The sequence below is a fragment of the Mesorhizobium sp. IMUNJ 23232 genome, from assembly GCF_044326205.1.
Classification (GTDB): domain Bacteria; phylum Pseudomonadota; class Alphaproteobacteria; order Rhizobiales; family Rhizobiaceae; genus Kumtagia.
Map to the genome: position 1 here is coordinate 16256 of NZ_JBIRCY010000027.1, position 26088 is coordinate 42343.

The window sequence follows — 26088 nt, forward strand, 5'->3', positions numbered from 1 at the left end:
CCCAAGGACACCGGAATGTTTGGCGCCTGTGCCGATGCTTGCCGAACTCAGTCCGGCGCCTCGGCTGGCCCGGTGTAGCGCCGCTTCACCGCTTCCGCGATCAGCTTGCGGCTCTCTTCCGGCGAAAGCCTTCTGTCCTTCTCGACTTCGGCCGTCTCATCGGCAAGTTCGTCGTCGCGAATCTGCTTGCGGAACCATTCGGAATAGTCGCCGACGCGCAGATGATGTTGCCACGTCCTGTCGTCGATGCCCTCGGCGATCTGCACGAACATCATCAGGTTCTGGGCGCGCAGCTTCATTTGGTCCTTCGGGCCGCGGAAATAGAAGCTGCCGGCCTCGTCGATCTCGCCGACAGCATATTTTCGCGTATGCCGCTTGCGCGATTGCTTCGGCTTGTCGGCCTTGACGAGGCGCGGCCCGTGCTTCTCTCCCGGCCGCCAATAGAGCACCGACTCGCTGTCGGGTGCGCGAAGCCTCGACGGCAGTTTGCGCCCCGTGATGTCGCAGAAGGTCTTGACCACGTCCCGCGCCTTCGGCCCGAGCGCGATCACCACCGTGACCAGCTTGAGCGCTTCCGGCGACATCGCGTCCGGATGCACGGTGATGAGGATTGTCCCCGGCAACGCGTTCGAAAGCGCCAGCGATGAGCCGTCCCGCTGTTTCGGCAACATGTGGTGCGCCTCGTCGGCGATCAGCCAGTGCGGCCGCGCCGTGCGTGCGCGATAGCCGGTCAGTTTCGACAGGAATTGAGCGAAGAACTGCGGCCGCTCGTCCAGTTCGACGCCAAGCGCCTCGACCGCGACATTGGTATCCGGCTTGCCCAGAAGGTCTATCACCTGCTCGATCGTAGGCGCCTTCTCCGCCTCGCCGAGCTTGATGGCGTTCTCCAACTCGCTGTAGTCGCCCTCCGGATCGACCACGCAGAACTGGAATTTCTTTTCAACGCAGCGCTCGGTGATGGCCGTTGCCAGCGTCGACTTGCCGATGCCAGACCTTCCGGAAATCAGGACACAGTCGGTCGGCCGCAGTTCGGCGAATTTGTCGTCTTGGTCCTTGCCGATGACGATGCGATTGCGCGGCGCTTTTCCGAGATCCTGGTCGCGTTCGATCAGTCCCGCGATCAACTCTTCGACACCGCGCCCCCGCGCGCCCTTCGTCACCAGGTCGGCTGTATCCTTGACTGCCGGCAGCGCGTTGGCGACGGCGACACTGCAGCCGCAGGCGCGCAGGAAGGCATGGTCGTTCTCGGCGTCGCCGATGCCGACCACGTTGTGCGGCGAAATGCCGAGTTCGGCGAGGGCGGCGGCAAGGCCTGTAGCCTTGTTCACGCCGCTGGGCAGGATCATGACAGCGCCTTTGTTGAAGACGATCTCGAGTTCAAGCCCGAGCGCCTGGATCGCTTCCAGCGCCGCCGCCTGGTGTGGCTCCCACGTGGCCACGATCGACCGGCCGACCGAGATCGGGCCGACACCGCGCGCCTCCAGTTCCGCGACAAATTCGTCGGACGGGGCAGGGGCCAGCGGCCGTTCCTCGCCGGTTGACGGCGTATAGAGCAGCGCCCCGTTCTCGACCACGACCTTGTCGAAGATGTCGAGTTCCGGGAACACCTTCTTCAGGTCCGGCAGTTCGCGGCCGGTCACCAGCAACAGCTTGCGTCCGCTGTCCTTCAGCCTGCGCGCTGCCTTCAGGGTTCTGTCCAACACGATGCCGTTATGCGCGAAGGTTCCGTCGTAATCCGTTGCCAGCGCGATGTAATACATGCAGCAGTCCTCTCTGTCGCAGCCTCCGGATGACCGGTTTTGCCCGGCCGCCCGTCTGTCAACGCGCGACAGGCGATCGAGGCTCCGGCGCCCTTGAAGAATAACGACAGGTTCATACATGCGACCGCTGGCTGTGCAGCAACCTGCATTGCTGCTGGCCTCGATCCGTCGAATGGGCGACAATGGCGAAAACCTGAGTCCTGCCTGCCGAGACGCCATGCCAGCCGACCGCCCCCCGCGCGACCCGATCCTGCGCGCCATGCTGCAATCCGAGACGGCACCGGCTCCGGCGCCCAAGGAGCCTGCGGCGGTGCGGCCCTTCATCCATCTGCGGGTGCACTCCGCCTATTCGTTGCTCGAAGGTGCGCTGCCGATCGGCAAGATCGTCGCGCACGCCCAGAAGGACAAGGCCCCGGCCATCGCGATTGCCGACACCAACAATCTGTTCGGGGCGCTGGAATTCGCCAACAAGACGACAAAGGAAGGCATCCAGCCGCTGATCGGCTGCCAACTCGACCTCGCCTTCGGTGGCGAGCCGAGCGACGGCCGAGGCGGCAACGGACAGCGCAGGGGCGGCGTCGAGCACAACCCGGTTGTGCTGCTGGCGGCCACGGCCGACGGCTACGCCAATCTGGTGAGGCTTGTGAGCCGCGCCTATCTCGACGGCCCTTCGGGCGAGGCGATCAGGATATCGACAGAATGGCTGGAGGAACTGTCGCCCGGGCTGATCTGCCTGACCGGCGGCCCGCGTGGACCGGTCGGCGCGGCGCTGAAGTTCGACCATGCCGACCTCGCCGAGAACCGGCTGCTTCGTTTGAAGGAGATATTCGACGACCGGCTCTACGTCGAACTGGAGCGCGTCGGCAACTGGGACAAGCGCATCGAGGCGGCGACAATCGACCTGGCCTATCGCCACGAACTGCCTCTGGTGGCCACCAACGAGGCATTCTTTCCGGTGCGCGACGATTTCGACGCGCATGACGCGCTGATCGCCATTGCCGAGGGCGCGGTGGTCGCCTCCGACGACCGACGGCGGCTGGCCCCCGACAATTATCTGAAGAGCCAGGCCGAAATGTCGGCGCTGTTTTCTGACCTGCCGGAAGCGATCGACAATACGGTCGAGATCGCCATGCGCTGCTCCTACTATCCGAAGAAGCGTTCGCCGATCCTGCCGCGTTTCACCGGGGCAGGGGACGACGCGGAGAAGGCCGAGGTCGAGGAATTGCGCAGGCAAGCGCGCGAAGGGCTGCAGATGCGCTTCGACACCGCCGGGCTGACGCAGGGCTACAGCGAGGAGCAGTATCGCGAGCGGCTGGAGTTCGAACTCGGCATCATCGAGCGCATGAAGTTCCCCGGCTACTTCCTGATCGTCGCGGACTTCATCAAATGGGCGAAGGCGCACCAGATCCCGGTCGGGCCGGGACGCGGTTCGGGCGCCGGTTCGCTGGTCGCCTATGCGCTCACCATCACCGACATCGACCCGCTGCGCTTCTCGCTGCTGTTCGAGCGCTTCCTCAATCCCGACCGCGTCTCGATGCCGGACTTCGACATCGACTTCTGCCAGGACCGGCGTGAAGAGGTGATCCGCTACGTTCAGCAGAAATACGGCCGCGACCAGGTCGGCCAGATCATCACGTTCGGATCGCTGCAGGCGCGCGCCGTGCTGCGCGACGTCGGCCGTGTGCTGCAGATGCCCTACGGCCAGGTCGACCGGCTGTGCAAGATGGTGCCGCAGAACCCGGCCAATCCGGTCAAGCTGAAGGATGCCATAGAGGCGGAACCGCGCTTTGCCGAGGAGATGGAGAAGGAGCCGATCGTCGGCACGCTGCTCGACATGGCGCAGAAGCTGGAGGGGCTTTACCGTCATGCGTCGACGCATGCCGCCGGCATCGTCATCGGTGACCGGGCGCTGTCGGAACTGGTGCCGATGTATCGCGATCCGCGCTCCGACATGCCGGTCACGCAGTTCAACATGAAGCTGGTGGAAGAGGCCGGGCTGGTCAAATTCGACTTCCTCGGCCTGAAGACGCTGACCGTGCTCGAAACCGCGGTAAAGCTGATAAGGCGGCGCGGCGTCGATATCGACCTGGCGAAGCTGCCGCTCGACGACCAGAAAACCTACGACATGCTGTCGCGCGGCGAGGTTGTCGGGGTGTTCCAGGTGGAATCGGCGGGCATGCGCAAGGCCCTGATCGGCATGAAGCCCGACCGTATCGAGGACATTATCGCGCTGGTGGCGCTCTATCGGCCTGGGCCGATGGAGAACATCCCGACCTACAATGCGCGAAAGCACAAGGAAGAGGAGATCGCGTCGATCCATCCGATGATCGACCATCTCGTGGCCGAGACTCAAGGGGTCATCGTCTATCAGGAACAGGTGATGCAGATCGCGCAGGAGTTGTCCGGCTATTCGCTGGGTGAGGCAGACCTGCTGCGCCGCGCCATGGGCAAGAAGATCCGCGCAGAGATGGATGCGCAGCGCGTGCGTTTCGTCGAGGGCGCGGTGAAGAACGGACTGACCAAGCAGCAGTCGGACTTCATCTTCGACCTGCTGGCGAAATTCGCCGACTACGGTTTCAACAAGAGCCACGCCGCCGCCTATGCCGTCGTGTCCTACCAGACCGCCTATCTGAAGGCGCACTACCCGGTCGAGTTCCTGGCGGCGTCGATGACGCTCGACATGGGCAACACCGACAAGCTGGCGGATTTCCGCCAGGACGCGCTGAGACTCGGCATCGACGTGGTGCCGCCCTCGGTGAAGACCTCGTATCGGGATTTCGAGGTGGAGGAGAACCGCATCTTCTACGCCATGGCCGCCATCAAGGGTATTGGTGACGCGGCCGTGGAGCACATTGTTACGAAACGCCGAGAAAGGCCGTTTGACAGTCTTGAGGACTTTGCTCAACGTGTCGATCCAAAGATCGTTGGCAAGCGGGTGTTTGAAAGCCTTATCCTTGCCGGCGCGCTCGACTGTTTCGGTAAAGATCGCGCCACAATGTTCGCAGGCGTCGAGGCGATTATGTCTGCGGCGTCATTTGCACAGTCAAATGCCACCAGCAACCAAATCGATATTTTCGGTGCAGGAACAGCGGGCGGGAAGCCGGAAGCAATCAGACTTCCCGCCACCGAGTCGTGGCTTCCCGCCGAGCGCCTACACAAGGAGTTTCTGGCCGTCGGCTTCTATCTCTCGGCGCATCCGCTCGACGAATACAAATCTGCGCTGCAGAAGATGCGGGTGCAGAACTGGGCGGAATTTTCCGCCGCGGTGAAGCGCGGCGCGACCGCTGGCCGGCTGGCCGGCACGGTGACCTCGAAGCAGGAGCGAAAAACCCGCACTGGCAACAAGATGGGCGTCGTCATGTTCTCCGACCAGACCGGCCAGTACGAGGCGGTGATGTTTTCGGAGACGCTGGCGCAGTATCGCGACCTGTTCGAACCCGGCCGCTCGGTGGTGCTGACGGTCCAGGCCGAAGACCGGCCGGAGGGCGTCAACCTGCGCATCCAGACGGCGCAATCGCTGGAGGACGAGGCGAGCCGCGTGCAGAAGGCGCTGCGCATCTACGTCCGCGACGCCGCGCCGCTGAACACGCTGGCCGGCCAGCTCGGCGTCAAGGGCGACGGGCAGGTCAGCTTCATCGTGCTCAAGGACGACGCGCGCGGCGAAGTCGAGGTATCGCTGCCGGGCGGCTACCGCATCTCGCCACAGGTGGCGTCGGCGATGCGGGCCGTGCCCGGCGTGGTCGAGGTGGAATTGGTATAGGGATTTGCGGATCGGAAGGTGCCGATCCGCCCGGCAGCCGTCAGCTCCCAATCACACCGTTGCTCTGTTTGGTTATCACCACCAGTGACGGGCGCGCCGGCATGCCATCGGAAAAGTCCGGCCAGTTGGTGCCGGCGTCGGCGACCGAGGTCGCATCCTCATTGTCGCCGAGCCGCAGCGCACCCGGATGCTGGATCGATACGAACAGCGTCGTTCCGTCCGGCGTGAAGGCGGGCGAGCAGCATTCCGATCCGACCGGCGGGATGTAGAACAGTTTCGGCAGCGCCCGGCCGGGGCCTTCCGTATCCATCGCGTAGAGCGCGTCGGCAAGGTCTTCCGGCGGCGGGCCGTCGGTGGTCACCCAGATGCGGCCGGCCGGGTCGACGCCGATATTGTCCGGATCGGTGAACCAGCCATTGGCTGATGTGTCGGGATGGTAGCGGCATTCGTCGGCGGGCACGGCCGGGTCGCCGCAAAGCACGAACACGTCCCACGCAAACTTTTCCGCCGCATGGTCCGGCTTGTCCGGCGCGCCGGGGGGTACGAGTTCCAGCAAATGGCCGTTGGGATTCGGGCCGCGCGGATTGGCAACGTTGACCGTCTCGCTCTCGTCGCCGCCGCCTGCCGGCAGGCGATCTTCGTTCTCGGTCATCGCTACGTAGAGTTTGCCTGTGCCGGTGTGCGGAATGAACCCTTCCGGACCGTCCATCGGCGTCGCGCCGAGCAGGTCGGCGGCGGTGCGCGTGTTGAGCACCACGTCGGCCTGGGTGGCAAAGCCGGCTTCGGCGGTGAGCGGCCCTTGGCCGGCGACCAGCGGCAGCCACTCGACCGAGCCGTCGCTGGCGAATTTCGCGACCGACAGCGTGCCGTTGTCGAGCAGGTCCTTGTTGGCAACGCGGTCGTTGGCGTTGTACGGATCGCGGGTGACAAAGCGGTAGAGATATTCGAAATCGTCGTCGTCGCCCATGTAGATGACGACGCGGCCGTCGGGCGCCAACGCGACCTGCGCGCCTTCATGGGTGAAGCGGCCGAGCGCGGTGCGCTTCACCGGCTTGGCGGCGGGGTCGAATGGGTCGATCTCGACCACCCAGTCGAATTTCATCCACTCGTTCGGATCTTCCTCGAACTTGAAGCGCGGCTCCAGCCGCGACACCGAATAGAGATCGTTCTCTTCCTCATCCCAGCCCTGGCGCTCGACCAAGTCCTGGTTGGGCAGCGTCTTGTAGTCGCCGGCGAAGACGTCCATCGCGCCTTCCTCGCCTGACAGCATCGTGCCCCAGGGGGCGATGCCGCCATTGCAGTTGGAGATCGTGCCGAAGACGATTTTGCCGGTCGGGTCGGCCTTGGTCTTCAAGCGGTCGTCGCCCGCCGCCGGGCCGGAGATCGCCATCTCGGTGCCCATATGGATGCGGCGGTTGTATTGGCCGTCCTTCACCACTTCCCAAGAGGCGCCATTGCGCCTGACCTCGACGATGCTGACGCCTGTCGCGGCCATGATCGCGCGGATCTGCGCGTCGGTCAGCTTTTCGCGAAAATCCTCGTCGGTGAGACCGGGGAACATCAGGTAGGGATCGACATATTCGTGGCTGACCACCAGCAGGCCGTGGTCCGAGCTTTGCGAACCATGCGGCAGCGGGATGAAGGCGGTGAAATCGTTGTTGTAGCCGAACTGGCGTTCGGCTGCGGGACCGTCGAGGGTCGCGAGATCGAAGACCGGGCTGTCGGGAAACAGCGCGTCGCCCCAGCGCAGCAGAATTTGCCGCTCATACCCTTCCGGCCAATGGTCGGTATTGTCGCGTACTCGGGTCAGTTCTGCGAACTTCAGAGTGGAGACGCTTTCCGCAGCAGCCTTCGCGACGCTCGGCACAGAAGCGGAGCCGATCGCGGCCAATGCGGTCGAGGCGAAAAAACCTTTCAGCACGGCGCGCCGGCTGACGCCCTCGGCCAGCACCGACCCGTAGGTCTGGCCGAAATTCTGGCGGCGGGTAGGACGCTGGCGGGTTTTCTGGCGGTCGGTCATTTGCGGGCTCCGGGCTGGCTGCCGGAGTCTCTGCCACAGCAAAATGACGGTTCGACAACAGCGGTGTGATGCAGCCGGGAACCGGGCGCAGTCGTGCGCAAGCAGACGGCGTTACTGCCCGTAGCGCTCCGTCCTGATCCGGTCGGGGGCGATGCCGGTGGCGACGAGCGCGTCGGCTGCGGTCGAGACGAAGGCGTTGTTGCCGCAGACGAAGGCGTGCGACGGGGTGGCGGGAAGCCCGGCGAGCACTATTTGGACCGCCGTCGGATCGATACGACGCGACAAATCCTGCGCGCGCCTAGCCGCCTCGCGCGTGATCGCGAACGTCAGGGCGAAGCCGCCGCCTTGGGCGTCGAGTACCAGCAGTTCGTCGCGAAAAATCACCTCGTCCCAGTTGCGCGACGAGTAGAGCAGGGCGGCCGGCACGCTTGATTCCCGCGCGGCGCGGTGGCGCAGCATGCTCATCAGCGGCACGACGCCGGAGCCGCCGCCGACCAGCAGCAGCGGGCCGCTGTCCTCGACCGTCCAGACGAAATGGCCGCCGAGAGGCCCTTTCAGCTCGATCTCGTCGCCGACTGCCGCCACGTCGTGGAAGAAGGACGAGACTTCGCCGTCGTCGAGGCGCTCGATGGCAAGTTCGACCTCCTCGCCGTCTTCCGCGATGTTGGCGATCGAATAGCTGCGCTGCGCGGTGTAACCGTCCGGGGCCGTCAGCCGCACGTCGGCATGCTGGCCGGGCCGCCAGGCGAAGGGTTTTTGCGGGCGGAAGAAAAAGCTGATGACACGCGGCGTCCGCCGGACGATTTTGGCGATCGTCGCCGGCTGCCAGCGGACCGGCGGAGCGCCGCCCGGCGCGGCGGCGTCAGTCATCCGTGTAGCGCTGCTCGCGCCAGGGGTCGCCATAGATGTGGTAGCCGCGCAGTTCCCAGAAACCGCCGGTGTCCTGGTCGATGAACTGCAGCCCGTCGATCCACTTTGCCGATTTCCAGAAATAGAGATGCGGCACCAGCAGCCGCGCCGGCCCGCCATGGTCGGCGGGGATCGGCTTACCCTCGTAGCGGATCGCCACCATCGCCTTGCCGCCGACAAGATCGGCCGTCGGCACGTTGGTCGTGTAACCGTCGAAGGAATGCGCCAGCGTGTAAGGTTTAGGCGTCTCGATGCCGGCCTCGGCAAAAATGTCGTCGACCAGCACGCCCTCCCAATGGGTGTCGAACTTCGACCAAGCGGTGACGCAATGGATGTCGCGGGTCATGCGGCTGATCGGCAGGCGGCCGAACTCGTCCCAACTCCATTTCGCCACGGGTTTCGGTCCGATCTTCAGTGTAAAACTCCAGTCCTCGGCTTTTACGCGCGGCGTCGGTCCGGCCGACAGCACCGGAAAGTCCTCGGTGAGATATTGGCCCGGTGGAAGCCGGTTGGACGTTTCGCCTGGCGGCTGCCGGCTGCCAAACCCGCGTGTGACCATGGCAATCATCTCCTTTCGAAACATTGCAGCGACTGTAGCGTGCGGCGATTCCTCGGGCAATCGGCTCGCCGTCGCCTTCACGCCTTGTTCCCGAATGTCTGGTGCGATGCCGTCAATCCACCATTTGACTGACGCTCGATCCGACTTTGGTTGCTCCTAAGTGCGCTCCCACGGATGCTGCACCTCCGGCGCGTCGTCGTCTTCGCCCGGGCGCAACGGGCGGCCGCGATGCCCAGTCCCGAACGTATAGCCGGTCTCCACCGCCTTGCGGCCGAACTTGTCGCGCAGCGTGTCGATCGCGCCTTCGGCCATCGCCCGCTTGCGCGCTTGCTCGTCGATCAGGTCAGGCGGATCGGCGCGGCCGTCGTCGGAAAGGTCGCTGACGCCGATGCCGAGCAAGCGATATTTCGTGCCGTCCGCCTCCTTCTCAAGAAGCTGGAGCCCGGTCTGGAAGATGCGGTCGGCGAGCCGCGTTGGATCGGCAAGCTGGCGGTTGCGGGTGCGGAGCTTGAAATCCTGCGTCTTCAGCTTCAGCACCACGGTGCGGCCGGCGATATGCGCCTTCTTTAGCCGCGCCGAGACCTTTTCGGACAGCGCCCGCAGCACCGGCACGAGATCGGCCATCGAGGCGAGGTCGGTGTCGAAGGTGGTCTCGGCCGAGACACTCTTGGCGTCGCTGTCGGGGTGCACCTGCCGCGCATCCTCGCCGCGCGCCAGCCGGAAGAGCCGGTCGCCCATCGTGCCGTAGCGCCGCATCAGCTCGCCGCGCTCCATCTTCTGCAACTGGCCGATCGATCGGATGCCGTCCTGCTCCAGTGTCGCGGCAAAGGCTTTTCCGACTCCCCAGATCAGCGTCACAGGCTGGCCGGCGAGGAAAGACACGGCTTCCTGTTCGCCGATGACGGCGAAGCCGCGCGGTTTTCGCATATCGGAAGCGACCTTCGCCAGGAACTTGCAATAGGAAAGGCCGGCCGACACGGTGATGCCGACCTCCTTCTCGACCCGCCGCGCGAAATCGGCCAGCACCAGCGCCGGCGGCCGGCCGTGCAGCCTTTCGGTGCCGCCGAGGTCGAGGAATGCCTCGTCGATCGACAGCGGCTCGACCAGCGGCGTCAGCGCCTGCATCATGGCGCGGACCTCGCGGCCGACGCGCACGTATTTTTCCATGTTTGGCGGGATCACGACCGCCTCCGGGCAGGCTTCCAGAGCCTTGAACATCGGCATGGCCGAGCGCACGCCCCTGATACGGGCGATGTAGCAAGCGGTCGAGACCACGCCCCGCTTGCCGCCGCCGATGATCACCGGCTTGTCACGCAACTGCGGATTGTCGCGCTTTTCCACAGCCGCGTAGAAGGCGTCACAGTCGATATGGGCGAGATGCAGGCGATAGAGCTCGGGATGGCGGGCAAGCCGCGGGCTGCCGCATTGGACGCAACGAGGCGTGTTCCCCGGTTGGAGCGCCAGGCAGTCGCGGCAGAAGCCGTGCTCGGGGTTGTTGACAGACGCCGCCATTGATGCGAACATAAACAGAACATCGCAATGTTAGGACAGTAGGACGCCGCCCGCAAGGCGCGGCGGTGGAGGAGCCATGCCGGAAACCGTCAAGCCGCTGACGCCCGACCTGTGGCCGGCCTTCGAGGACCTGTTCGGCAAGCAGGGCGCCTGCTACGGCTGCTGGTGCACGCATTTCCGCTTGCGGCCGGCGGTGCGCCGCGAGAACGACAGGCAGCGCAACAAGGATCATATCCACGCCCGCATCGAGGCGGGACCGCCGCCCGGCCTGCTCGCCTTCGACGGCGAAAAGGCGGTTGGATGGATGCAGATCGGTCCGCGCGCCGACGTGCCGGAGTGGAACAATGCCGGCCGCGTGTCGGCGCCACTGGAATCGGACCATGGCGCCGACTTGGCTGTTTGGGCGATCTCGTGTTTCTTCATCCGCAATGCGGCGCGGGGCAGGGGCCTTTCGCATCGGATGGTGGCCGCGGGCATCGCGTTTGCACGGGAAAACGGTGCGCGCCTGCTTGAGGCATGCCCGATCGACCAGTCCAAGGATTCGCGATCCATCGGCCTGTTTGTCGGCTCGACGCGGGTATTCGAGAAGGCGGGTTTTGCACGAGTCGCCGAGCGCAAAGCCGGGCGGCCGCTGGTCAGGCTGGAGTTATGAAACAGCATGATTGTCGTTTTTTTGGCCGAACGATCAAATTGTTTCTTTTCCCCGATCTATTAGAGCGCCAGACAATGAAGTGTGGCGTTTGGGACATTCGGCGGATTGAATTTAACTTCGATGCCAGCGGGAGCGGACTGCGGCTTACCAAACTGCATTTGACTATGCCATAAGCGGAACAATAAGAGGTCTCAACGCAGATCGACATGGGCCTCGACATCGACAGGCCGTTTTGGGGGAATAATGCCGGATATCATCGAGACGACTGACGCGGCCGCCAGCAAGAGCACCAGCTACACGCTGGGCATCGGCCAGACCGCGCAGGGAAACCTCACCCAGTCTGGTGGGGTTACGGAACATGACTGGTTCAAGGTGAACCTCGTCGCCGGTCAGACCTACACCTTCGCTCTCGCTGCCACGGGTGTCACCAGCGGCAGCCTGGAAGATCCGTTCCTGAGGCTGCGCAACAGCAACGGCACGCAGATCGCCGAGAGCGATGACGACGGCCCCGACCAGTTCTCCAGCATCACCTTCAGGGCGACGACGAGCGGCGCCTATTATCTCGACGCCGGTCCGTTCGACAACGATTCCTCCGGCCAGTACGGAATCTCGGCGGTTCTCGGCAGCAAGGCACACTACGACACGATGATGGGCGCGGGCGATCTCACCAGCCCGGTTGCGTCATGGAGCACGCCGGGAACGCCGGCGAACGTCACCTGGGGCGTGCGCGCCAGCTTTTCCGGCAGCACCGACGCGGGGGGCAACAGCGCGCCCTTCAGCCAGTTGAGTTCCCAGCAGATCGCGGCCGTGCAGATGGCGCTCGACGATTACGCGGAGATCGCCAACATCACCTTCACGCGGGTCAACCCCGGCGGCACGACCAACAGCGCGACGATGCTGTTTTCGAACTATTCTTCAGATTCGGATGGCGCCGGTGCATACGCCCTCTATCCCGGAGACACGTCGTCGTCCGCGGCGGACGGCGATGTGCGCTTCAACACCGAAAGCGTGTCGAAAACCGCGCTGCCGCGCGGCAGCTATTCGTACATGACGGTCCTGCACGAGATCGGCCATGCGATCGGCTTCGCCCATTCGGGCGACTACAACGCCGCACCGGGCGTCGCCATAACCTACGACGATCATGCGCAGATCATCGAAGACTCCACCCAGTACACGGTGATGAGCTACTTCGACGAGGCCGAGACGACTACAAGCTTCAACAGTGAGCCGGACACGCTGATGCTGTTCGACGTGCTGGCGCTGCAGCAGCAGTACGGCGCCAACATGACGACGCGGACCGGCAACTCGGTCTACGGCTTCGGCGCCAACACGGGCGCGGTCTACGACTTTTCCAAGAACGACGATCCGGCGCTGTGCATATGGGATGCCGGCGGCACCGATACGCTCAACGTCTCCGGTTTTTCGCAGAACCAGCTTGTCGACCTCAGGGACGGCAAGTTCTCCAATATCGGCGGCTATCGGGAGAATGTGTCGATCGCGGTCGGCGCGATCATCGAGAACGCCATAGGCGGCAAGGGGGCCGACACGCTGATCGGCAACGCGGCCGCCAATACGCTCAAGGACGGCGCCGGCAAGGCCGATACGCTGAAGGGCCTGGGCGGCAATGACACCTACCAGATATACACGTCCGGCTCGAAGATCACCGAGACCGCTAGCGGCGGAACGGCCGACCGAGTGGTCGCGGCGGTCGATTACGTGCTCGGCGCGGGCGTCTATGTTGAGGTGATGACCACCAATGGCTCGACCGGGACTGTCGGGATCGACCTGACCGGCAACGCGCTGAAGCAGGACATCACCGGCAATGCCGGCGTCAACGTTCTGCATGATGGTGGCAAGGGCGCGGCGGATATCCTGCGTGGTCTCGGCGGCAACGACACCTATCGCGTCTTCAACAGCGCTGACCTGATCGTCGAGAGTTCGACACAAGGCGCCGCCGACAAGGTGATTGCGGCGGTCGACTACGCGCTCGGAGCCGGCGTCCATGTCGAGGTGATGACCACCGATAATGCCGCCGGAACGTCGACGATCGATCTCACTGGCAATGTGCTTGCCCAGGACATCACAGGCAATGCCGGAGCCAACATTCTTAGCGATGGCGGGTCGGGCAAGGCGGACATCCTGCGCGGGCTCGGCGGCAATGACATTTACCGCGTGTCGAATGCGGGCGACGTCATCGTCGAAACGTCCACGCAAGGCGCGTCCGACCGGGTCCTGGCGAGCGTCGGCTATGCGCTTGGAACCGGCGTGCGTGTCGAACTCCTGACCACCAGCAGTTCCACTGGAACGTCGGCCATCAGCCTCACCGGCAACGAGTTTGCCCAGGAGATCACCGGCAACTACGGTGACAACCGGCTGGAAGGCAATGGCGGCAACGATACGCTGCGCGGCCTTTCCGGCGACGACACCTTCGTCTTCGCCACGGCGGTCGGCTCGGGCAATGTCGATACGATCAGCGATTTCAACGTTTCGGACGACCGCTTTCTGCTTTCGGATGCGATCTTCACCGCGCTTTCCGTCGGCACGCTCGTCGCCTCGGCGTTCCGGGCGAATACGACGGGGCTAGCCAACGACGCTACCGACCGTATCATTTACGAGACCGATACCGGTGAACTTTATTACGACGCCAACGGCACCAGTTCCGGCGGTAGCATATTGTTTGCGATGATTACGGCTGGACTGGCGCTTACCAATGCGGATTTCACGGTCGCATGAATAGGGTCAGGCACCGCATTCGCGAACGTTAACAACACGTTGAATTCACGCCGTGAATTCATTGTTGCTCGGAGGCGACTCGCGGCGCTTTCTTTTGGGTGCTTCGAGCCCAGCACGCATGCTGGCCGTCTGTCAGAGCCTGACTCGAAAGTCGGTGGCTGAGGGGTGGCGAGGGATTTTCGTCGATCCGGAAGGAGCCGATCGCCGCCGATATCAGGGATATTGGCAAGATTGGCGACGTACCGGACGGCGAAGAGACCCGCCGAGCCGACCCGCCCGACTTTCGGGTCAGGCTCTCAGATATCCAGCGCCGCCGCGATCTTCGGCGCGGCTTCGCGCCAGTCGTCGACCGCCTCGATGTTTTCCGGCAGCGGCGGCAGCAGCGACCGCATCGACGGCATAGCCATCAGGTGGAAAAGATGCGCCTCGCTGACGGCGGCGCGCACCGAAACCAGATTGTGCGGAATGTCGTCGACGAAGGCGACCGGACGAGGCGTCGCGCCGCGCAGTTCGCGGATCGCCGGCCCCTTGGCGGTTTCGGTGGTCAGCAGCGGGTAGGGGAAGCCGAGCCGGTCGAGATGTGCCCTCCGTGAAGCACGGTGGCGGTGCGGCATGGCGGTCAGCATGACGATCTCGGCATTTTTGGCCATGCCGGCGATGGCCTCCACCGCGCCGTCGAGTGGCGACTGCCACTCGGACTGCGCCGTGAAGAAGGCGTTGATCAGCGCCGAAACCTGCTCCCGGTCAAGCGCTTCGCCAGTTTTCCTGATGCTGATATTGCCGTGCAGCCGGAAGGTCTTGAGCGACAGTTCCAGCCCCTGCGCATTGAGATAGAGCGTGAAGGGACGCACGAACTCGATGAGCACGTCATCGACGTCGAGCACCAGCAGAGGCCTCGTGTCGAGCGATAGTTCGGCAATCTGGCGCGCGGTCTCCGGATCCTCGCTCATGTCGACGCCAGATACCGGTCATCGCCGGTCGGCAGAGCTTTCAGGGCCTCGCCGACGGCGGCAGGCGCTATGCCGGCGTCTTCGGCAAAGCCGGTCAGTGTCGGCTCGTGCGCCAGGATGAAGCGCAATACGCCGGCGAGGAAGCCCGGCTCGCGCGCTGCATGCCGGATCGCGTGGGCTTCTATGCCGGTAAGCGCCAGGAAGCGCGGCAGCAGGACCGGATCGTTCGCAACATAGGCCAGCGCCGAAATGGCCAAAACTTCGGCGTCCTGCGATGTGGGTTTGCGCGTCAAACTGGCGACTCCGGCGATCGATCCCTATTTCATGCAGTAGCGGCGCAAGACCTCGCCCGCAAGCCGGCGAAACCAGTCCCGCCAACGGCCCGCAACCCCACGTGGAACGGTTTCCGTTTCGTCAATGTTCTTCAGTTACGGTCCGGCGGGGTTTGACGCAAGAAGCGCGGATATGACGGGATGCGCGGGTAGGCGGGGCTCCTGTCGGGGAAAGGCGAATGGCCAAGAAGGTAATGATCGTCGAGGATAACGAGCTCAACATGAAGCTCTTCCGCGACCTGATCGAGGCAAGCGGCTATGAGACGGTGCGCACGAGGAACGGCCTCGAGGCGCTCGACCTGGCGCGCCTGCACCGGCCCGATCTGATCCTGATGGACATCCAGTTGCCCGAAGTGTCCGGCCTCGAAGTGACGAAATGGCTGAAGCAGGACGACGATCTGCACACCATTCCGGTGATTGCCGTGACGGCCTTTGCCATGAAGGGGGACGAGGAGCGCATCCGGCAGGGGGGCTGCGAAGCCTATATTTCGAAACCCATCTCGGTGCCGCGCTTCATCGAGACGATCAGATCCTATCTCGGCGACGCATGAACGGCGTTCCCGACCTGTTCCGGAGTGGTTGCAGCCGATGACCGCGCGCATCCTCGTCGTCGACGATATTCCGGCGAATGTGAAGCTTCTCGAAGTGCGGCTGCTTGCAGAGTATTTCGAGGTGCTGACGGCGTCGAACGGCGAGGACGCGATCGAGACCTGCGAGAACGGCAAGGTCGACGTCGTGCTGCTGGATGTCATGATGCCCGGCATGGACGGATTCGAGGTCTGCCGAAGGCTCAAGGCCGATCCGGCGACGGCGCATATCCCGGTGGTCATGATCACCGCGCTGGGCGAGGTCGCGGATCGCGTGAATGGTCTCGAGGCGGGCGCCGACGACTTTTTGACCAAGCCGGTCAACGACCTGCAACTGATGACACGCGTGAAAAGCCTTGTGCGGCTGAAGATGTTGACCGACGAGTTGCGGCTGCGCGCGGCGACGACGCGCAACATTGGTATTGAGGAGTTGCTGTCGCGCAGGTTTCCGGAGGACGACCTTACACCGAAGGTGCTGCTCATCGACGAGCGGCCCTCCTCCTGTGACACCATTCGCAGGTTCCTGGCGGGCAAGGCCGAACTCGACATCGTCAACGACCCGCAGGCCGGCTTCTTCCAGGCCGCCGAGGAAGCTTACGAATGCGTGCTGATCTCGACGGGGTTCGCCGACCACGACCCGCTGCGCCTGTGCTCGCAGCTTCGCTCGATCGACCGAACGCGCTTCCTGCCGATCATCCTGCTTGCAGACCTCGGCGACGAGAACCGAATCATCCGCGGGCTGGAACTGGGCGTGAACGACTATCTGGTCAGGCCGATCGATGAGCATGAACTGACGGCGCGCCTTCGCACCCAGGTGAAGCGCAAGCGCTACAACGACCATCTGCGCGCCAGCGTCACCCAGACCATCGAGATGGCGGTGACCGACGGGCTGACGGGCCTGCACAACCGGCGCTATCTAGACAGCCATCTGAGGACGCTGTTCGACCGGGCGGTATCGCGGCGCCGGCCGCTTTCGGTGCTGATCCTCGACCTCGACCGCTTCAAGTCGATCAACGACACCCACGGCCATGACGGCGGCGACGACGTACTGCGCGAGTTCGCCGGGCGGCTGCGCAAGAACGTGCGCGGCATCGACCTCGCCTGCCGCTACGGCGGCGAGGAGTTCGTTGTCGTGATGCCCGACACGGAAGCGTCGATCGCCGAGAGGGTGGCCGAACGCATCCGCGCCGAGATCGAACGCAATCCGTTCGCGGTCGGCAAGGAAGGCCTGACGATCGGCCTGACCATCAGCGTCGGTGTCTCCTCGGTGCTGCGCAAACGGGACACGGTCGAAGACCTGATGAAGCGGGCCGACCTGGCGCTCTACGAAGCCAAGAGCGGCGGGCGCAACAGGGTCGTGGCGAAGGCCGCCTGAAACCTTCTGCCGCTGATTGTGGCGAAGGCTCGAAACGGCGTTAAATCGATGTCGCATCACGTTGAAACGGCGCGTTTTCCCAGCGCGGTTTGCATCCATTTCTGCGGGATTTTGACCGTTTGCCGGCTGCCGGAATGGTTTCGCATTTACCTTAACCGCAGTGACTCGCGCGGTTTGGTTAAGAAATTATTGATTTTTAAGTCTTCTTGCGCGACGATCGCTTTCAGGAACAAGAAAGCGCCATAATGCAAGACCTAATTTGGCGCTAACAAGTTACCCCATGATGCTCAGGTCCGCCGCATCTCCTGGGTCCGTGGGGTCGGCCGGCCGGCGCTGGCACACAGTGGCCTCCTCGTACCGCTGCCAGATTGCCGGCCGGCCCCTAATTCTCTCTTTCCGTAACGAGCTTCGCGCATCGCCGTCGGCGGCGACGTGCATCATCCACGGCGGGCGGTAAGCCGGCTAATTTCGACGCAACGCTCGCCTTGTCAGTACGCCGAAATGCACTTCTTCACTGGGCAGGATTTGTTGTCGGCCGTCGGCACGCTGCCAAACGCGATGGTCGTGCGGGAATCGCAGGAACCCGCATCCGACACGAAGCGGCTGTAGAGGGGCACGCCACTCGACTTGGACCGGTAGTGCAGGATCGCCGATCCGCTCGATTTCACCGCCGCCTGGACCGCTTTGCAGGTCATGTTGGTAACAGTGTAGGACGGGTCCGCGCCGGCGGCGGACGCCAGAAGAAGCATCGGGACGGCGTATAATATCCTTCTCATCGCCTTCTCCTCTCGCTCCGCCCATCATCGTCGGAAGCCGCCGTCGGCACAAGGTGAAGCGCCGGCCTTGTTCTGGGCCAGAAAGGCCGGCGCCTGCGACCGGTCGCTGCCAAAACGGATGGCGGGCCGGGCGGTCGACCTTCCACAAACGAAAAAGCCGCCCGGAGGCGGCTTCGACGGCATGTTGGCGAGGACGAAGATTACTTGATCTTCGTTTCCTTGAACTCGACATGCTTCTTCGCGATCGGGTCGTACTTGCGGAAGGAGAACTTGTCGGTCTTGGTGCGGCTGTTCTTGCTCGTCACGTAGAAGAAGCCGGTGTCGGCGGTGGAGAGCAGCTTGATCTTGATGTTCGCGGCTTTTGCCATGGATGCGTTCCGTTCAACTGACTGGGGTTCGAACCGCTTCTAAGGGGCGGAACCCCGGCGCGGAAAACTGCCGCGACACATAAAGATCATGGCCGGAAAGTCAAGAGCGGCGGCGCGACATGGCGATGCGGGTGATGGCAAGGACAATGTAGAACAGGAAGAACAGCGCCAGCGCGCCGGCGAAACCCTCGTTGCCGAACAGGTCCATGCCGATGCCGATCGCTTGCGGCCCGAGCACCATGCCCAGCCCGTAGCACAGCACGAAAGCTGCGTTGGCGTTGGCGAGCTCATGGCCGGAAAGGCGCGAGCCGAGATGGGCTAGGCCGACCGTGTAAAGCGCCGCGACCATGCCGCCCCAGACGAACAGGACCGCCGCCATGAGATGCCAGTTGCCCACAACGGCCGGCAGGAAGATCATGCCCGCGAGCCCGACCATCGCGCAGCCGAGCAGCAGATAGCGGCGGTCGGGCATGCGGTCGCTCAGCATGCCGATCGGGATCTGCATCAGCACGTTGCCTAGGCCGATCATGGTGAGCAGCAATGCAGCGTCGCCTTCGGAATAGCCGCTGCGGGCGCCATAGACGGGGAACAGCGCAAATCCGCCGGTCTCCACAGCGCCGAAGACCAGAACGGCAGCGGTTGCCGTCGGCACCAGCCAGATGTAGCGCAGGAAATGGCCGCTTTCGTCGCCGGTGGGGTGGATGTCGGGGCTCTGGCGCCATGCGGCCACCACCGGCACCAGGGCGATCATCACCAGCACGAACACGGTTCCGAACGGCGCGAAGCCGCCGCTGCCGAGCCGCGAGAACAGCCAGGGACCGAGCGCGAAGCCGAGTGACAGCACTGTGGCGTACAGGCCGAGCACGAAACCGCGCCGATGCGGCGGCGCCGACGAGGATATCCAGAACTCCGACAGGATGAACAGCACCGTAAGCGCGATGTGCAGCACCACACGCAGCGGGAACCACATCCAGAAGGCGGTGGCGAAATAGAAGCCCATGAAGGCCAGCGCGCCCAAAACGATCATCGCGGCCATCGTCCAGACCACGCCGAATCGCATGGCAAGCGGCGTCGCCAGCGGCGCGCCGACGATCGAAGCAATACCGGCGACAGCGGTGTTCAGCCCGATCAGGCTTGCCGAATAGCCGCGCGTTTCCAGGATGACGCTGAGCAGCGGCATGCCGAGGCCGATGGCGATGCCGACCACGCTGATCGAGGCAATAGCCGCCGAAATCGGCAGCCAGCGCATACGCGCGTGAGTCTCCTCGGTGTCGACACTGCGGTCCATCTCTGATCTGCTGGTATCTGGTTGCGGTATTGCGCTGAGAGCCGGCTAAAGGACTTCGCGGATGAAGCGATTGCGGACCATGCGGTAGAACGGAACCACGCCGCCGGGCCTCAGCAGCGGGTCGAAGGCCAACCGCTGTTCAAGTTCGCCGAGCACGGTGCGGGTGATGTTCGGTATGTCGGCTTTTTTCGCTTCATCGAGCGGCAGCCAGACGATCTCCTCCAACTCCTCCGTCGGCCCGCCGCCGGGCAGTTCGACGGCGATAGCGTCCCGCCAGGCGACGAGAAATCGCGTGTCGAAACGGCGTACGCGGCCGGGAGGAGTTATGGCACGGGCGAGGTAGCGAAGCCCTTCCAGCGAGGGCGCGACGCCGTGATCGGCAAAACCCTGCCAGCCGGTCTTCGTTGTCTTGAACGGGGTTTTCCGGCCGATCAGCAGTCCGGCTTCTTCATAGGTCTCGCGGACAGCCGAGAGCGCAATCGCGCGTGCCCGTACCGGGCCGGACCGGGCGGCGCGGCTGATGAGCTTTTTCTCCTCGTCCGGGTGAAGGCCTTCGGCGACCGGCACAAAACTGTCGCCGGGGTCGGTGCGGCCGCCGGGGAAGACGAATTTTCCGGGCATGAAAGCATGGCGCGCATGACGGCGTCCCATCAGCACCTTGACCGCGCCATCCTGCCGGTCGAGCAGGATCAGGGTCGCCGCGTCGCGCGGCCGCAGCGGGCCTTTGCCGAGCGCAAAATCCTTGGCTTCGGCCTTGTCGAGGTCGGTTCGGCTCATTCCGTCCATGATGCCTCCCTTAACGGAGCGAGGACGGCGATGGAACCACCCTTTTCACCGGAAAACTTGGACCAAGGGCGGAGATATCAAGCTTCGAACCCAGCGTGGCAGGTCAAGCTTCCGGATGCTGCTCGATAAGGTCCTGTTCGCCGCCGAAGCCGTGCATATAGAGCGCCCATTGCAAACCGACGACGGCGCCCTTGACCGGACGCAGCAGCCCCAGCGCCAGCGCGATGGTGAGCGGCACCCAGATGGCCAGATGCTGCCAGGTCGAAAGCGTGCTGGTCGCCTCGACGCCCATGAACGCGCCGACGACAATGTGGCCGACAATGACGACCACCAGATAGGCGGGCAGGTCGTCGGCGCGATGGTGGAACATCTCCTCGTGGCAGTGCTCGCAGCGGTCGACGGTTTTCAGGAAGGAGCGGAACAGTTTTCCCTCGCCGCAATGCGGGCAGCGGCCGAGGAAGCCTCGCTTCATCGCCGTCCACAGCGGCCGGGCGACTTTTCCGGTATGATTGATCCCGCCGAAAACCTGTTCTTCCATCGTCATCTCCTGCCGCGCGGAGCCCGCGACATGGTGGCGCGCCCACGCTTCTGCCGGGCCTTTGCTTTATGAAACGACCGTTTGGCGCCCGGCAGGGGCTTCGGCTCGCTCAGCATCTCGAAGCGGAGCGCGCCGGCCAGCGGCGCGACCTCGACGAGTTTCACCTTGACGGCGTCGGCAAGCTGAAAACCCTTGCCCGTCCGTTCGCCCACCAGGGCCCGCGCCGTCTCGTCGAATACATAGTAATCGGCATCGAGAGTTGCGACGGGCACAAAGCCATCTGTTCCGAACTGCGGCAATTGGACAAATAGTCCCGCCTTGGTCACGCCGGAGACGCGGCCGTCGAACTCGCCATTGATCTGCTCGGCGAGATGCGCGGCGATCAGCCGGTCGACGGTCTGGCGCTCGGCGGCCATGGCCCGGCGCTCGGTGGTCGAGATCAGTTCGGATATGTCTTCCAGCCGCGCTTCCTCGGTGACCGTCAACCCGTCCTTGCCGAGGCCCAGTGCCGAAATCAGCGCGCGATGCACGATGAGGTCGGCGTAGCGGCGGATCGGCGAGGTGAAATGCGCATAGCGGCGCAGGTTAAGCCCGAAATGCCCAAGATTGTCGGGCGAATAAACCGCCTGGCTCTGGGTGCGCAGCACCACCTCGTTGACCAGCCCCTCATGTTCGCCGTCGCGGACGCGGTCGAGGATGGAATTGAATTGCTGGGTGCGCAGTTCGGCGCCGCGCGCCAGCGAGATGCCGATGGAGTGCAGAAACTCGCGCAGCGATTCCTGCTTCACCAGCGAGGGCGAATCGTGGACGCGGTAGACCAGCTTCTGCCGCTTGGCCTCCAGCGCCTCGGCTGCCGAGACGTTGGCCTGGATCATGAATTCCTCGATCAATTTGTGGGCGTCGAGGCGCTCCGGCACGATGACCCCGTCGACGGTGCCGTCGGGCTTCAGCAGGATTTTTCGTTCCGGCAGGTCTAGGTCGAGCGGCCCGCGCTTGTCGCGGCCGCGCTTCAGCACGGCATAGCCGTCCCACAGGGGCTTCAGCACGGGGTCGAGGAGCGGCGCGGTCTTTTCGTCGGTCATTCCGTTGATTGCCGCTTGCGCCTGGGGGTAGGAGAGTTTCGCAACCGAGCGCATCATGACGCGGTGAAATGTGTGGCGCAGCTTGCGTCCGTCGGCGGCAAAAGTCATGCGCACTGCAAGCGCCGGGCGGTCGACGCCTTCTTTCAGTGAGCAGAGGTCGTTGGAGATGCGCTCGGGCAGCATCGGCACGACGCGGTCGGGGAAATAGACCGAGTTGCCGCGGTTGAGCGCCTCGCGATCGAGCGCGGTCCCGGGTCGGACATAGGCGGCGACGTCGGCGATGGCGACGATGGCGATGACGCCGCCGGGATTGGCCGGATCGGTGTCGGGCACGGCGTGGACGGCGTCGTCATGGTCCTTGGCGTCCGCCGGATCGATGGTCACCAGCGGCAGTTCGCGCCAGTCCTCGCGGCCATCCATGGTGGTGGGCTGGGCCGCGTCAGCCTCGGCGATCACCTCGCGCGGAAAAATATGCGGGATGCCGTGGGCGTGGATGGCGATCATCGAGACCGCCTTCTCGCTGGTCAGCGAGCCCAGCACCGCGACGACCTTCGCCTGCGGCAGGCCGTAGCGCGTCGAACGGCCTGTCTCGACCTCGACCAGGTCGCCGTCGCGGGCGCCATTGCGGAATTCCTCCGCTACTTCGAATTCCGGCCGGCCGCGTTCGACCGGAACGATGCGCAGCCCGCCGCCGGACAAGGTTCGGAACACGCCGAGTTCGGTCTCGGCGCGTTTCTCGAACACCTTCATCACCCGCGCCGTATAAGCGGGGCCGCCTCCTTCATTGCGGAAGGTTTTCGCCAGTACACGGTCGCCGACGCCGGGTGCCGGGCCGCGGCTCGCCTTCGCCGTCTTGATGGCGACCACCACCGGAGTATCAGAGGCATCGCGCTCGGCGGGCCGCGCCAAAAGATTGCCGTCGCTGTCACGGGAAAAGATGTCGAGCACCGTCACGTGGGGCAGGGAGCCCGGACGTTTCAGCCGCTTCTTGTCCTTCTCGATCAGGCCCTCGTCGTGGAGATCGGCCAGCGTGTCCTTGAGCCAGACACGGTCGGCGCCTTTCAGCGAGAAGGCGCGGGCGAGGTCGCGCTTGCCGCTCTTGTCCGGATTCTCCTCGATATAGTTAAGAAGTTCCTCGCGGCTCGGTCGAAAATCGCCCGCCGTCCTCGGATGCGCACCCGGCCCATAGGCCGGGCTCTTGCTGCGGTCATCCCTTACCGGAGACGGTTTTTTGGCCAACCGGCTTTATTCCCTTGTCTGCGCAGCCGTTTTTTTCGCTGCGAGTTTCTTTGCAGCAGAGGTTTTCGCGGCGGGTTTCTTCGCTTTAGCTTTCGCCGCCGGCCGCCTCGCGCCATTCGACTTCTTTCCGCCGCCGGTCTTGGCCTCGCGCTCGGCGATCAGCACCAGCGCCTCCTCCAAGGTGACCGATGCAGGGTCCTTGCCCTTCGGCAGCGTCGCATTGACCTTGGCGAAGTTCACATAGGGACCATATTTGCCGTCGCGCACCGTGACCTTGCCGCCGCCATCCGGATGCTCGCCCAGATCCTTCAGCGCCGCCGGCGTGCCGCCGCGCGCCGCCTTGCCCTTCGACTGCTTGTCGGCGATCACCGTCACAGCGCGGTTGAGGCCGATCGAGAACACGTCCTCGATGCTCTCCAGGTTGGCGTAGGTGCCGTCGTGCAGCACGAAGGGGCCGTAGCGGCCGAGGCCGGCGGAGATCATCTTGCCGCTCTCGGGATGTTTTCCGATGTCGCGCGGCAGCGACAGCAGCGCCAGTGCCTTCTCGTGGTCGATGGAATCCACCGTCCAGCCCTTGGGCAGGCTGGAGCGCTTGGCCTCCTTGCCTTCGCCGCGCTGGATGTAGGGACCGAAACGGCCGCTGCGCAGCGTGATCTCCTCATTGGTGTACGGGTCCTTGCCCAGCACCTTGGTGCCGCCGTCCTCGGCGGCGCCATTCTCACCTTCGCCATTGGCCGCGTCGCCGAGCTGCCTCGTATAGCCGCATTCGGGATAGTTCGAGCAGCCGACAAAGGCGCCGTATTTGCCGAGCCTGAGCGACAGCGTGCCGACACCGCATTTCGGGCAGATGCGCGGATTGGAACCATCTTCCCGCGCAGGGAAGATCAGTGGCGCCAGTTCTTCGTTGAGCGTCTCCAGCACGTCGCCGACGCGCAAATCCTTGGTCTCGGCTATGGCCGCCGAAAAATCCTTCCAGAAGTCGCGCAGCACGTCCTTCCAGACCAGCTTGCCGTCGGAGATCTCGTCGAGTTTCTCCTCCAGCTCGGCGGTGAAGTCGTACTCCACGTATTTTGCGAAGAAGCTTTCGAGGAAAGCCGAAAGCAGCCGGCCGCGCGAATGCGGGATCAGCTTGCGCTTGTCGACTATGACGTATTCGCGGTCTTCCAGCGTCTTCAGGATCGCCGTGTAGGTGGAGGGACGGCCGATGCCGAGCTCTTCCATCTTCTTGATCAGCGTGGCTTCCGAATAACGCGGCGGCGGTTCGGTCGAATGCTGCGTCGCCTGGATCGACTTGCGGTCGAGCCCTTCACCGGCGCGGATCTCCGGCAGGCGGCCGCCTTCCTCGTCGTCCGCTGCGTCCTCCTCCTTCTGATCCGTGTAGGCGGCGATAAAGCCGTCGAAGCGGATGACCGAGCCAACGGCGCGCAGGCTGGCGGTGCGCCCACCATTGACCGCCTCGATCTCGACCGTAGTGCGCTCGATCTCGGCCGGCTGCATCTGGCTGGCGATGGCGCGCTTCCAGATCATCTCGTAGAGCCGCGCCTGGTCGGCATCGAGATACTGGCGCACCAAGGCGGGCGTGCGGAAAAAGTCGGTCGGGCGGATCGCCTCGTGGGCTTCCTGCGCGTTTTTGGCCTTGGCCGAATAGTAGCGCGGCTTTTCCGGCAGGTATTTTTCGCCGAACTCTTTTGCGATGGCGCCGCGAGCCGCGGAAATCGCCTCCGGCGCCATCTGCACGCCGTCGGTACGCATATAGGTGATCAGGCCGGCCGTCTCGCCACCTATGTCCAGGCCCTCATAGAGGCGCTGGGCGATCTGCATGGTGCGCACGGCGGAGAAGCCGAGCCGCGACGACGCCGCCTGTTGCAAGGTCGAGGTGGTGAAGGGCGGGCCAGGATTGCGTTTGGTCGGTTTTGCATCGACCGAAAGCGCGCGGAAACTGGCGCCTTCCAGCATCGCCTTGATGCCGTTGGCCTGCTCGCCATTGTTGATGTCGAGCTTCTGCAGGCGCTTGCCCTCGAAGCCGGTCAGCCGCGCCTCGAACAGGTCTGCGCGCGGCGTCGCCAGCGTCGCGGCGATCTGCCAATATTCCTGGCGCACGAAACGCTCGATCTCGGCCTCGCGGTCGCAGACCAGCCGCAGCGCCACCGACTGCACCCGGCCTGCCGAGCGGGCGCCCGGCAGCTTCCGCCATAGCACCGGCGACAGCGTGAAGCCGACCAGATAGTCCAGTGCCCGGCGCGCCAGATAGGCGTCGACCAGCGGCGCGTCGATCTGGCGCGGATTGGCCATGGCGTCCAGCACCGACTGCTTGGTGATGGCGTTGAAGACGACGCGGCTGACCGGCTTGCCCTTCAGCGCGCGCTTCTGCTGCAAGACTTCCAGCACATGCCACGAAATCGCCTCGCCTTCACGATCCGGGTCGGTGGCGAGAATCAGGCCATCGGCATCCTTGACCGCCTTGGCGATCTCGGCCAGCCGCTTGGAGGAGGGGCCGTCCACCTCCCACGACATGGCAAAATCCTCGTCCGGGCGCACCGATCCGTCCTTGGCCGGCAGGTCGCGGACATGGCCGTAGGAGGCCAGAACCTTGTAGTTGCGGCCGAGATACTTGTTGATTGTCTTGGCCTTCGCAGGCGATTCGACGACGACGACGTCCATAGATACCGTTTTTCCGCTTGGTGGATTGCCCCCTGCCGACGCGGCTCGAAGCCGTTCGCAATCCGTTTCGGGTTCGTCAAATGGCTGCGGAAAACCCATCGGTCAAGGGCAGGGGGCGAAAATGGGAGCGAATGCCCGTCGTTACAATCAAAATCATAGGCAAAAATTCCTTGCAATCTTAAGTAAATATGATAGGGATGA

General features: G+C 64.1%; 19 protein-coding genes. 5 read left to right on the forward strand and 14 right to left on the reverse strand.

The window, feature by feature from the left end:
* Nucleotides 1-47: 47 nt before the first annotated feature.
* Nucleotides 48-1760 carry an HAD-IIB family hydrolase gene (locus tag ACH196_RS19570; RefSeq protein WP_396648603.1) on the reverse strand — a complete coding sequence of 571 codons (1713 nt, stop codon included), beginning with the start codon at nt 1758-1760 and terminating at the stop codon, nt 48-50.
* Nucleotides 1761-1977: 217 nt separating this feature from the next.
* Here ACH196_RS19570 and dnaE point away from each other — a divergent pair, with 217 nt between their 5' ends.
* On the forward strand, nt 1978-5520 hold the full coding sequence (dnaE, locus tag ACH196_RS19575; protein WP_396648604.1) for a DNA polymerase III subunit alpha: 3543 nt from the start codon (nt 1978-1980) through the stop codon (nt 5518-5520).
* Between the two features lie 40 nt (nt 5521-5560).
* On the opposite strand, the gene ACH196_RS19580 is transcribed toward dnaE, so the two are convergent.
* The 4 genes from ACH196_RS19580 to ACH196_RS19595 form a co-directional block, all read right to left on the reverse strand.
* Entirely contained in the window at nt 5561-7540 is a 1980-nt protein-coding gene (locus ACH196_RS19580) for a PhoX family protein (protein WP_396648605.1), read from the reverse strand.
* A 111-nt stretch (nt 7541-7651) separates the two neighbouring features.
* Complete coding sequence (locus tag ACH196_RS19585; protein WP_396648606.1) at nt 7652-8410, reverse strand: ferredoxin reductase; 759 nt, start codon at nt 8408-8410, stop codon at nt 7652-7654.
* Nucleotides 8403-9008 carry a sulfite oxidase-like oxidoreductase gene (locus ACH196_RS19590; RefSeq protein WP_396648607.1) on the reverse strand — a complete coding sequence of 202 codons (606 nt, stop codon included), beginning with the start codon at nt 9006-9008 and terminating at the stop codon, nt 8403-8405. The genes ACH196_RS19585 and ACH196_RS19590 overlap by 8 nt, the downstream gene beginning before the upstream one ends.
* A gap of 156 nt (nt 9009-9164) precedes the next feature.
* Nucleotides 9165-10532 carry a DNA polymerase IV gene (locus ACH196_RS19595; protein WP_396648608.1) on the reverse strand — a complete coding sequence of 456 codons (1368 nt, stop codon included), beginning with the start codon at nt 10530-10532 and terminating at the stop codon, nt 9165-9167.
* A 64-nt stretch (nt 10533-10596) separates the two neighbouring features.
* Between ACH196_RS19595 and ACH196_RS19600 the strand changes: the two genes are divergently transcribed.
* Both ACH196_RS19600 and ACH196_RS19605 read left to right on the forward strand, forming a co-directional pair.
* Nucleotides 10597-11172, forward strand: coding sequence for a GNAT family N-acetyltransferase (locus ACH196_RS19600; protein ID WP_396648609.1), 576 nt, complete (start codon nt 10597-10599; stop codon nt 11170-11172).
* Nucleotides 11173-11415: 243 nt separating this feature from the next.
* Nucleotides 11416-13905 carry a M10 family metallopeptidase C-terminal domain-containing protein gene (locus tag ACH196_RS19605; RefSeq protein ID WP_396648610.1) on the forward strand — a complete coding sequence of 830 codons (2490 nt, stop codon included), beginning with the start codon at nt 11416-11418 and terminating at the stop codon, nt 13903-13905.
* 296 nt (nt 13906-14201) lie between these two features.
* Here ACH196_RS19605 and ACH196_RS19610 read toward each other — a convergent pair whose 3' ends face one another.
* A complete protein-coding gene (locus tag ACH196_RS19610) occupies nt 14202-14855 on the reverse strand; it encodes a hypothetical protein (RefSeq protein ID WP_396648611.1) in 654 nt (217 codons plus the stop codon).
* Entirely contained in the window at nt 14852-15166 is a 315-nt protein-coding gene (locus tag ACH196_RS19615) for a DUF3572 domain-containing protein (RefSeq protein ID WP_396648689.1), read from the reverse strand. The genes ACH196_RS19610 and ACH196_RS19615 overlap by 4 nt, the downstream gene beginning before the upstream one ends.
* A 200-nt stretch (nt 15167-15366) precedes the next feature.
* Here ACH196_RS19615 and ACH196_RS19620 point away from each other — a divergent pair, with 200 nt between their 5' ends.
* Together ACH196_RS19620 and ACH196_RS19625 are read left to right on the forward strand one after the other, a co-directional pair.
* The gene (locus tag ACH196_RS19620) at nt 15367-15738 is read left to right on the forward strand and encodes a response regulator (protein WP_396648612.1); all 372 of its coding nucleotides are present in this window, start codon (nt 15367-15369) and stop codon (nt 15736-15738) included.
* A 37-nt stretch (nt 15739-15775) separates the two neighbouring features.
* On the forward strand, nt 15776-17149 hold the full coding sequence (locus tag ACH196_RS19625) for a PleD family two-component system response regulator (protein ID WP_396648613.1): 1374 nt from the start codon (nt 15776-15778) through the stop codon (nt 17147-17149).
* Nucleotides 17150-17637: 488 nt separating this feature from the next.
* On the opposite strand, the gene ACH196_RS19630 is transcribed toward ACH196_RS19625, so the two are convergent.
* The 7 genes from ACH196_RS19630 to topA all read right to left on the reverse strand — a co-directional run bounded on the left by ACH196_RS19630 (nt 17638) and on the right by topA (nt 25887).
* Nucleotides 17638-17925 (reverse strand): hypothetical protein, encoded by a 288-nt coding sequence (locus ACH196_RS19630; RefSeq protein ID WP_396648614.1) that lies wholly within the window; start codon nt 17923-17925, stop codon nt 17638-17640.
* 200 nt (nt 17926-18125) lie between these two features.
* Nucleotides 18126-18293 (reverse strand): 50S ribosomal protein L33, encoded by a 168-nt coding sequence (rpmG, locus tag ACH196_RS19635; protein WP_396648615.1) that lies wholly within the window; start codon nt 18291-18293, stop codon nt 18126-18128.
* A gap of 100 nt (nt 18294-18393) precedes the next feature.
* Entirely contained in the window at nt 18394-19581 is a 1188-nt protein-coding gene (locus ACH196_RS19640; RefSeq protein ID WP_396648616.1) for an MFS transporter, read from the reverse strand.
* A 45-nt stretch (nt 19582-19626) separates the two neighbouring features.
* Nucleotides 19627-20367 carry an NUDIX hydrolase gene (locus ACH196_RS19645; RefSeq protein ID WP_396648617.1) on the reverse strand — a complete coding sequence of 247 codons (741 nt, stop codon included), beginning with the start codon at nt 20365-20367 and terminating at the stop codon, nt 19627-19629.
* A 103-nt stretch (nt 20368-20470) separates the two neighbouring features.
* Entirely contained in the window at nt 20471-20905 is a 435-nt protein-coding gene (locus tag ACH196_RS19650) for a DUF983 domain-containing protein (RefSeq protein ID WP_396648618.1), read from the reverse strand.
* Nucleotides 20906-20907: 2 nt separating this feature from the next.
* The gene (rnr, locus tag ACH196_RS19655; RefSeq protein ID WP_396648619.1) at nt 20908-23226 is read right to left on the reverse strand and encodes a ribonuclease R; all 2319 of its coding nucleotides are present in this window, start codon (nt 23224-23226) and stop codon (nt 20908-20910) included.
* Between the two features lie 6 nt (nt 23227-23232).
* Entirely contained in the window at nt 23233-25887 is a 2655-nt protein-coding gene (topA, locus tag ACH196_RS19660) for a type I DNA topoisomerase (protein WP_396648620.1), read from the reverse strand.
* Nucleotides 25888-26088 lie beyond the last annotated feature (201 nt).